We start from the raw sequence: 9,589 nt of genomic DNA on the forward strand, positions 1-9,589 counted from the left end.
CGGCGGGGCGCGCCCCGCGGGCCCCCGGCCCCCCCCCCGCGCGCCCGCGCAGGCGTCGCCGCCCGCGGGCGCGCCCGCCGGCGCCACCCATCACGCCTACGGGCACGCCGAGTTGGACCCGTCCCATGAGCACACCCGTGCCGACGAACCGGCCGAGCCGCTCGGTGAGCACGGCCGTACCGGCACCCCCGCGCGCGGCACCACCGTTCCCCGGCAGCTGCGCCGGCGCGGGCTCGGTGCCTGGGCGCGGCGGGTCGCGGGCGGGCGCCCCGCGGGGGGACCCCTGGCGCCGGCCGGACCCCCCCCCGCGCCACAGTTCGTCGAGCGCACCCCCCAGCCCGAGACCTGGCCCGACCCCGCGGCCCTGCTGCTCACCGCGCTCGGCCCGGGACCGCGGCTCTGGGAGCGCGGCCGGGAGCATCCCGAGGCGCTCACCGTGCGGCTCGGCACCGTGGACCGGCCGCTGACCGACCAGGGCGGCTTGCCGCCCCTCCCCAAGCTCTCGGCTTCTCCCCCGGAGCGGGGGATGCCCCATGTGCCCGTCACGGTCGGGCTGCGCGAGGCCGGCGGGCTCGGGCTCGCGGGGCCGCGGGCGCGCCTGACCGGGCTCGCGCGCGCCGTGCTCGCCCAGCTCGCGGCGCTGCACGCGCCCACGGAGCTGGAGATCGTGCTGCTCAGCACGGACCGTTCGCGCACGGTGGAGCAGCGGGTCGCCGAGTGGACCTGGCTGGGCTGGCTGCCGCATCTGCGGCCGGCCCGCGGTGAGGACTGCCGGCTCCTGGTGGCGTACGACCGTGAGCAGGCGGCGGCCCGTACGGATGAACTGCTGCGCCGGATCGACGACCGGCTCGACGAGGGCGAGGCCCCCGGCCGCGCCGCGGGGCCCCGCACGCTGCTCGTGGTGGACGGCGACCCCGGTTCGGCCGCGCTGCGGGCGGCGACCGTGCGGCTCGCCGAGGAGGGTCCGGGGGCCGGGATCCATGTGCTGTGCCTCGCCGAGACCCCGTCCGCGTCCCCGTCGTCGCCGGTCTCGGTGACGTACGAGACGGCGTGCACGGCGCTGCCCGCCTTCCGCTCCTGCGGTGCGGTGGCGCTCCTGAGCGGCGATGTGGCCACGGCGCTGCGCCTTGTGCGTACGGTGCGCGGGCAGCTCGCCGGGCAGGGCACCGTCGCGTCGGTGGACGCGGTGTCGCCGGCGTGGGCGGAGCGTTTCGCGCGGGCCCTCGCACCGCTGCGTACGGCGGAGAACGGGCCGCAGGCCGCCCGTCTCGCCTCCCCGCTGCCCCAAGCCGCCCGCCTCCTGGACGAGTTGGGGCTCGCGCGGGCCACCCCCGCATCGCTGCTCGCCCGCTGGGCGGCGGCCGCGGACGACCACGATTCGCCGGGCGGGCGCGCCTGGGCGGTGCTCGGGGCCGGCCCGCGCGGCCCGGTCTGCGCGGACCTGGTCGCCCAGGGGCCGCATGTCATCGTCGAGGGTCCCCCGGGCAGCGGGCGCACCGAGCTGCTGCGGGCGGTCGCCGCCTCGCTCGCCTCGGCCGAACGTCCGGACCGGCTCGGTCTCGTCCTCGTGGACGGCGCGGGCGCGGAACGGGGTGACGGGCTGCGGCCCGCCACGGAGCTGCCCCATGTGACCACGCACCTCGCGGCCAACGACCCGGTACGGATGCGGGAGTTCGCCCAGTCCCTGACGGCCGAGCTGAAGCGGCGCGGCGAACTGCTCGGCCGGAGCGATTTCGCCGAGTGGCATACGGGGCGGGCGGTCGCCGGGCGGATGGTCGCGCAGCGCTCGGGTTCCGGGGACGGTTCGGCGGACTTGGACGCACCCCCGAGCTCGACCCTCAAGTTGCGTGCGGGCGGGCGGAGTTCCGATGCGGGGATCACGCAGGAGACGGCTCTTGCGCGACTTGTCGTCGTGGTCGACGACCTCGACGCCCTGATCGCCCCTGCGCTCGGCGCACCCGGGCGGCCCTCGGCCGGCTCGGTGGTCCGGGCCCTGGAAGCCGTCGTACGGGAGGGTGAGCGGCTCGGCGTCCATCTGGTCGCGGCGACCGGGCGGCCCGAGCGGACGGTGGATTCGCTGCCGGTCCGGGGCGCCGCCGTACGGATCGTCCTCGCCGCGCCCTCCGCCGCGCCGGAGGATCCGGCGCCCGGGCGGGGGCGGCTGCTGCTCGCCGACGGCCGGGTGGTGCCGTTCCAGACGGGGCGGGTCACGGGGCGCATCCCGCGTACGGCCACGCTGCGGCCGACCGCGGTGGCCCTGGAGTGGGAGCGCATGGGCGATCCGCCGGACCGCCGCCCCGTACGCGAACTCGGCAACGGACCGACGGACTTGGCCCTCCTCGCCAGCGCGCTGGAACGGGCGACCCGGTCGGTGGCGGCCCGCGAGGTTCCTTCGCTGTTGTGAGGGTGTGGCGTTCCGGGGTGCGGGCCGCAGGCACCCGCTGAACCCTCCGGGTTTGTCCTGACATCCCGTCACGACCCCATCACGATCGCCCACTTGACACCGCAGGCGCTCTTGCCGCCCCCCATCACCGGGCGTAGACCAGACCGCACGGGACAGCGGAACGGGAGAGACGGGGCAGTGATGCGCACAACTCTTCGGACACGCAGGGCCGCGATCGCGCTCGCCGCCGTGGGCGCTTTGGCGCTCAGCGGCTGCGGTGACGACGGCGGCTCTGAGGACAAGCCCGGTGACGGCAAGGACACGGGAGCGGCCCAGACGGTCGAGCTGCCCAAGCTCGACGGCCAGACACTGGAGGTCTCGGGCGTGTGGTCCGGGCCCGAGGAGAAGAATTTCAGGAAGGTACTCGAAGAGTTCGAGAAGCGCACGGGCGCGACGGTCAACTACCTGTCCACCGGGGACAACACCGCCACCGTGCTCGGCACGAGGATCGAGGGCGGCAAGCCGCCGAACGTCTCCTTCCTGCCGCAGGTGGGCGTGCTGCACCAGTTCGCCGAGCGCGGCTGGGTGAAGCCGCTCGGCAAGGAGGCGCAGGCGCAGCTCGACAAGAACTTCAGCAAGGGCTGGAAGGACCTCGGCGCATACGAGGGCAAGCAGTACGGCGTCTACGCGAAGGCCGCGAACAAGTCCCTGGTCTGGTACAACACCGAGGGCTTCGAGACCGCGGGCATCACGGAACCGCCCACCGACTGGAAGGGTTTCGTCGAGACGGCGCAGACGCTGTCCGACGCGGGCTGGCCGGCTGTGTCCATCGGCGGCCAGGACGGCTGGACCCTCACCGACTGGTTCGAGAACGTCTACCTCTCGCAGGCCGGGCCCGAGAAGTACGACCAGCTGGCCAAGCACGAGATCAAGTGGACCGATCCCAGCGTGAAGGAAGCCCTCACCACGCTCGCCGAGCTGTGGGGCAAGGACGACCTGATCCAGGGCGGCGCGGACGGCGCGCTGCGCACCGAGTTCCCGAAGTCCGTGACGAACACCTTCAGCGGTGACTCCCCGGCGGCGATGGTCTTCGAGGGCGACTTCGTCGCGGCGAACATCAACGCCGACACGGACGCGAAGCTCGGCGAGGACGCCGATGTCTTCAAGTTCCCGGCGGTCGGCGACGAATCGCCGGTCGTCAGCGCCGGCGACGTGGCCACGGTCCTCAAGGACGGCGAGGCATCCCAGGCGATGATCACCTGGCTGGCCTCGAAGGACGCGGCCGAGATCTGGGTGAACCAGGGCGGCATCCTGTCCCCCAACAAGTCCGTGGACATGGCCAAGTACAAGGACAAGATCACCCGCGAGATCGCCCAGGCCCTGCTGGACGCCGGTGACGACTTCCGCTTCGACATGTCCGACCAGGCTCCGGCCGCGTTCGGCGGTACGAAGGGGCAGGGCATGTGGAAGGGGCTGCAGGACTTCCTGAAGAACCCCGGTGACGTGGAAGGGCTGCAGCAGCAGCTGGAGAGCGCCGCGGCCAAGGCGTACAAGGGCTGACGGCCTCCGATGTCGACCCCTGCAGTGAGCGCGGGGGCCGCCGGTCCTGCCGGTGTGCCCCCCGCGAAACCGCGCAAGAGCGTTCTGGGCACCAAGCCTTGGGTGGTGGTGGCCTTTCTGCTGCCCGCCCTGGTGATGCTCGGGGCGCTCGTGGTCTACCCCATCGGGTACTCCGTCTACCGCAGCCTGTTCGACGAGTCCGGTGACGGGTTCGTCGGGCTCGGCAACTACGGCGATGTGTTCAGCGACGACGCCACGTTCACGGCCCTGAAGAACACCGCGATCTGGGTCGCGGTGGCGCCCGCCCTGGTCACCGGGCTCGGCCTGATCTTCGCCGTGCTCTCCGAACGGGTGCGCTGGCAGACCGCGTTCAAGCTGCTCATTTTCATGCCCATGGCCATCTCGATGCTGGCCGCGGGCATCATCTTCCGGCTCGTCTACGAGGCGGACCCGGACCAGGGTGTGGCGAACGCCGTGGTGGTGGGCGTGCACGACACGTTCGCCGATTCCACCGGCTATCCCAAGGCGAACGCGCCCGTCTGGTCGGACATGGAGGGCCCGCGCGCCAAGGGTCCGTACACCACCAAGTCCACGGTGTCCGCGGGCGATCCGGTGATGCTGCCGCTCGTCGGCATCCCGCCGGACAAGGTGCCCGGCGATCCCGGAGCGGCCAAGGCGGCCGAGACCTCGGGTGACGAGATCACCGGCACCGTATGGCTGGACTTCCAAAAGGGCGGCGGCGGGGAGAAGGGCGTCGTCGACGGGACCGAGCGCGCCCTGCCCGGCATCAAGGTCGAGGCGGTCAAGGACGGCGAGGTGGTCGCGTCGGCCACGGCCGGCGACGACGGTACGTTCGCGCTGCCCGCGGAGGCCGAAGGGGCCCAACTCAGGCTGCCCGCATCGAACTTCGGGGCGCCCTACAACGGGCTCGACTGGCTCGGCCCGAGCCTGGTCACGCCCGCGGTGATCGGCGCGTACGCCTGGATGTGGGCGGGCTTCGCGATGGTCCTCATCGCGGCCGGGCTCGCGGGAGTGGACCGCAATCTCCTGGAGGCGGCGCGCGTCGACGGGGCCAACGAGTGGCAGGTGTTCCGGCGGGTCACGGTGCCGCTGCTCGCACCGGTCCTCGTGGTCGTGTTCGTCACCTTGATGATCAACGTGATGAAAATCTTCGACCTGGTCTACATCATCGCGCCCGAACCCGTGCAGGACGACGCCAACGTCCTTGCGCTGCAGCTGTATCTGGTGGCCTTCGGGCCACGCGCCGACTACGGGCTCGGCAGCGCCATCGCCATCGTCCTGTTCATCCTCGTCATGCCGGTGATGATCATCAACATCCGGCGCCTGCGGAAGGAGGGGCGGCGATGAGCGAGTCATCGGCGGCATCCGAGTTCTCCGGCCCCGCGGGCCCCGAGACCCCCGCCAAGGCGGCGCCCATCGCCGCACCCGGCCGGGCGGGGGCTCCGCCGCAGCGCCCACTCGCCCCGCGGATCGCCACCGCCTCGGGCGGTGGGGTGCTGCGCGTCTTCCTGATCCTGATGGCGCTGCTCTGGCTCACCCCGACCCTCGGTCTGCTCGTCTCCTCGTTCCGCGACCCGGGCGCGATGACCGAGTCGGGCTGGTGGACGGTGTTCAGCGAGCCCTCGCAGTTCACCTCCGAGCTGTACTCGACCCTGCTCGGCAACGACGCGATCACCGACTCGCTGCTCAACACCGTCTGGATCACGGTGCCTTCGACGGTCCTCGTGGTCGTCATCGGCGCGATGGCCGGCTACGCGTTCGCCTGGATGGACTTCAAGGGGCGCGACTGGTGGTTCGTGGCCGTGGTGGGCCTGCTCGTCGTCCCGATCCAGATCGCGCTGATCCCGCTGGCGCGCCTGTTCGGCGACATCGGGGTGTTCGGTTCGATCGTCGGCCCGATCCTGTTCCATGTGGGCTTCGGTCTGCCGTTCGCGGTGTTCCTGCTGCGGAACTTCTTCGCGGAGATCCCGCGTGAACTCCTCGAGGCGGCGCGACTCGACGGCGCCGGCGAGATACGGCTGTTCTTCACCGTGGTGATGCCGCTCGCGGGGCCCGCCCTCGCCTCGCTCGCCATCTTCCAGTTCCTGTGGGTGTGGAACGACCTCCTGGTGGCACTGATCTTCACCGACACCTCGTCGCAGCCGCTGACGGTCGCCCTGACCCGCGAGACCCGGGCGTTCAGCCAGAACATCGAGACACTCGCCCCCGGCGCGTTCCTCTCGCTGGTGATCCCGCTGGCCGTGTTCTTCGCGTTCCAGCGGCAGTTCGTGTCCGGTGTGATGGCGGGAGCCGTCAAGTAGCGCGAGGGAGAGAACCGTCAAGTAAACGATGAGCGAACGAAGGCGGAAGGCGCCCTGACCTGCAGGGCGCCTTCCGTCGTACCGGACGGTTCCCCCGTATGCCACGTCTGGCGTAACTGCTCTACGCCCAGGGCCGTTTCACGGCAGTATGCCCGTGCCGACCCATGGATGTGCCTTGCCCCGGTTCAGTGTCATCGTCCCCGTGTACAAGGTGCAGGCATACCTGCACGAATGCCTCGCATCGGTCCTCGAACAGTCCTGCACGGACTTCGAGTTGATCGTCGTCGACGACTGCTCACCCGACGGATCGCCCGCGATCATCGACGAGTTCGCGGCCGCGGACCCCCGGGTCAGAGCCGTCCACCTCGCCGAGAACGTCGGCCTCGGACGGGCCCGTAACGCCGGCATGGCGCAGGCGCGCGGCGAGTACCTGATCTTCCTGGACAGCGACGACACCCTCACCCCGGACTCCCTGCGCGCGATCTCCGAGCGCCTCAAGGAGACCGACAGCCCGGACGTCCTGCTCTACGACTACGCGCGCACCTACTGGACCGGCGAGATCCGCCGCAACGAGTTCGCGCACCTGCTCGCCGAAGAGGGTCCCGCGAGCTTCCAACTGGCCGACCGGCCGGGCCTGTTGAAGGTCATCATGGTCGCCTGGAACAAGGCGTACCGCCGCGAGTTCATCGAGGAGCAGCAGCTCGCCTTCCCACCCGGCTACTACGAGGACACGCCCTGGACGTACCCGGCGCTCCTCGCGGCCGAGTCGCTCGCGGTCCTCGACCGGGTCTGCGTGCACTACCGCCAGCGCCGCCGCGGCTCGATCCTCGGCACGACCAGCCGTAAGCACTTCGACATCTTCGACCAGTACGAGCGGGTCTTCGCCTTCCTCGACTCCCGCCCCGAGCTGGCCCGTTGGCGTCCGGTGATGTTCCGCCGGATGACCGACCACTACTCGACGCTCTTCACCAAGCGCGGCCGCCTGCCACGCGGCACCCGGGCCGAGTTCCTGCGCAGGGCCCGCACCCACTACGGCCGCTACCGCACCAAGGGCCACCCGGTACCGCCGCGCACCCGGCTGCGGCACGCGCTGGTCAAGCTGGGCACGCACCGCACGTACCGGGCGCTGATGCTGTCCCTGGGCGTGAAGGCCCGGCTCGTCTCGTACGCGAAGAGCCTGCGACGCCTCACCCGCGGCGCCCTGCTCCAGGTGCACTACCGCATCCAGCTCAAGCTGCCGGTCAAGACCGACTATGCGGTGTTCTCCGCGTACTGGGGCCGCGGTCACTCCTGCAACCCGGGCGCGATCGAGGCGAAGGTCCGTGAACTCGCGCCCGGTATCCGCACCGCGTGGATCGCACAGCCCGGGCACCACCACCAGGTGCCGACGGGGACGCGGCGTCTGACACCGGGCACGGCGGCGTACTGGACGGCGCTCGCACGCGCCAAGTACCTGGTGAACAACGTCAACTTCGACCGCAGGCTGGTCAAGCGCCCCGGACAGATCCTGATCCAGACCCAGCACGGCACCCCGCTCAAGCACATGGGCCTGGACCTCCAGGACCGCCCGGCCGCCGCCCGTGACACGGACTTCGGGCAGCTGATGGCCAGCGCGGACAAGTGGGACTACGTCCTGTCCGCCAACCGCCACTCGACGCTGACCTGGGAGCGGGTCTTCCCCGCCACGTACGAGATCCTCGAGTACGGCTATCCGCGCAACGACCGCTTCCTGCACGCCACTTCGCACGAGGTGGCCCGGCTGCGCGAGACGCTCGGCATCCCCGAGGGCTCCACGGCGATCCTGTACGCGCCGACGTACCGCGACTACCGGCGCACCCAGCGCACCTCGGTCGACCTGGAGCGGATGCTGCGCGAACTGGGTCCGCGCTACACGGTGCTGACCCGCGCGCACCACAGCTACGAGGCCCCGCTCGCCACCGCCGACTCCGCCCGCCTGATCGACGTCTCGTCCCACCCGAGCGTGGAGACGCTGTGCCTGGCGAGCGACGCGCTGGTCACGGACTACTCGTCGCTGATGTTCGACTACGCCAACCTCGACCGCCCGATCGTCATCTACGCGGACGACTGGGAGGCCTACGAGGCCGCCCGCGGCACCTACTTCGATCTGCGCGCCTTCCCGCCGGGCACGGTCGCCCGCAGCGAGGACGAGCTGATCGACATCTTCGCCACCGGGCACTGGCGCGGCTCGCGCTCGGCGCAGCTGCGGGCCGCGTTCCGTGAGCGCTTCTGCGCGTACGACGACGGACGGGCCGCCGAACGCGTCGTACGCCATCTGTTCCTCGGCCAGACACCTGGCCTTCCCCCGGTGGTTCCCCTGGCGGACAGGCGCCCCGTGCCGGCTGCGGCAGCCACGTCCGCGACAAGGAGGGGCGTACCGCAACCGGCCGAGCCGACGCTCGTTGCCCCTGTGCCCGAACGGCCCTGAAACTCCCGGGAGTTCCGATGCAGCACGCCCCGTGCGACCCCGCCGCCCTGCCCCGCCCCACCAGCCTGTCCGAGGTCAAGGGCTGGTTCCACAGCCCTGATCAGGTGCTCTTCGACTGGTTCCTGACCCGCCAGGGCGAACAGGGCCAGCCGGGTGACCTTCTCGAGATCGGTGCCTATCTCGGCAAGAGCGCCATCTTCATGGGCCGTTATCTGCGCCCCGGTGAACTCTTCACGGTCTGCGACCTCTTCGACTCCCCGGCCGAGGACGACGCGAACAGCCGCGAGATGAACCGCTCGTACGCGACCCTCACGCGCCGCGCCTTCGAGGCCAACTACCTGTCGTTCCACGACGAGCTTCCGGCCGTCGTCCAGGGCCCGTCCTCGGTGATCACCGACCACGTCGAGCCGGGCACGTGCCGCTTCATCCACGTGGACGCCTCGCACATGTACGAGCACGTGCACGGCGACATCGCGGCCGCCCGTGACCTGATCGGCCCGGACGGCATCCTCGTGCTCGACGACTTCCGCGCCGAGCACTGCCCGGGCGTCGCCGCCGCCACCTGGGGCGCGGTCGCCACGACGGGACTGCGCCCGCTGTGCATCACGGCCACGAAGTTCTACGGGACCTGGGGCGCGTACGACGAGGTGCACGCGGATCTCGCGGCGATGCTCGCGGGCCGTGACGACATGTGGCACGGCGCCGAGCAGGTGGCGGGCGACCCGATGATCCGGATCAGCGGCCGCAAGGCACGGCTGCCCCAGCAGCCGGTGTCGCGGCATCGCGGGGCGCGGACTCCCGCGCACCATCCGGTGCGCAGGGGCGGGCTGCGGGCGCTCCTGGGGCGGGGCTGATGCCGCACATCCCCTCCGCACGCGG

At 71.5% G+C, this 9,589-nt stretch carries 6 protein-coding genes; all 6 read left to right on the forward strand.

What is annotated here, in order from left to right; translation table 11 throughout:
• Positions 1 to 2,404: FtsK/SpoIIIE domain-containing protein (locus JAO81_RS20185; RefSeq protein ID WP_199549291.1), on the forward strand; the 2,404-nt coding region annotated here is incomplete at its 5' end.
• Positions 2,405 to 2,584: 180 nt separating this feature from the next.
• Complete coding sequence (locus JAO81_RS20190) at positions 2,585 to 3,943, forward strand: ABC transporter substrate-binding protein (protein ID WP_199549292.1); 1,359 nt, start codon at positions 2,585 to 2,587, stop codon at positions 3,941 to 3,943.
• A 9-nt stretch (positions 3,944 to 3,952) separates the two neighbouring features.
• A complete protein-coding gene (locus tag JAO81_RS20195) occupies positions 3,953 to 5,311 on the forward strand; it encodes a carbohydrate ABC transporter permease (protein WP_199549293.1) in 1,359 nt (452 codons plus the stop codon).
• Complete coding sequence (locus tag JAO81_RS20200) at positions 5,308 to 6,264, forward strand: carbohydrate ABC transporter permease (RefSeq protein ID WP_199549294.1); 957 nt, start codon at positions 5,308 to 5,310, stop codon at positions 6,262 to 6,264. Before JAO81_RS20195 ends, JAO81_RS20200 begins: the two co-directional genes overlap by 4 nt.
• Positions 6,265 to 6,439: 175 nt before the next feature.
• On the forward strand, positions 6,440 to 8,710 hold the full coding sequence (locus JAO81_RS20205) for a bifunctional glycosyltransferase family 2 protein/CDP-glycerol:glycerophosphate glycerophosphotransferase (RefSeq protein ID WP_199549295.1): 2,271 nt from the start codon (positions 6,440 to 6,442) through the stop codon (positions 8,708 to 8,710).
• 17 nt (positions 8,711 to 8,727) lie between these two features.
• Complete coding sequence (locus tag JAO81_RS20210; RefSeq protein ID WP_199549296.1) at positions 8,728 to 9,564, forward strand: class I SAM-dependent methyltransferase; 837 nt, start codon at positions 8,728 to 8,730, stop codon at positions 9,562 to 9,564.
• Positions 9,565 to 9,589 lie beyond the last annotated feature (25 nt).

Source organism: Streptomyces sp. N35 (genome assembly GCF_016464295.1).
Classification (GTDB): domain Bacteria; phylum Actinomycetota; class Actinomycetes; order Streptomycetales; family Streptomycetaceae; genus Streptomyces.

Bases quoted from the DNA above. Each gene is read 5' to 3' on its own strand.
- JAO81_RS20195 (WP_199549293.1), top strand. From the start codon at position 3,953: ATGTCGACCCCTGCAGTGAGCGCGGGGGCCGCCGGTCCTGCCGGTGTG.
- JAO81_RS20200 (WP_199549294.1), top strand. From the start codon at position 5,308: ATGAGCGAGTCATCGGCGGCATCCGAGTTCTCCGGCCCCGCGGGCCCC.
- JAO81_RS20190 (WP_199549292.1), top strand. From the start codon at position 2,585: ATGCGCACAACTCTTCGGACACGCAGGGCCGCGATCGCGCTCGCCGCC.
- JAO81_RS20210 (WP_199549296.1), top strand. From the start codon at position 8,728: ATGCAGCACGCCCCGTGCGACCCCGCCGCCCTGCCCCGCCCCACCAGC.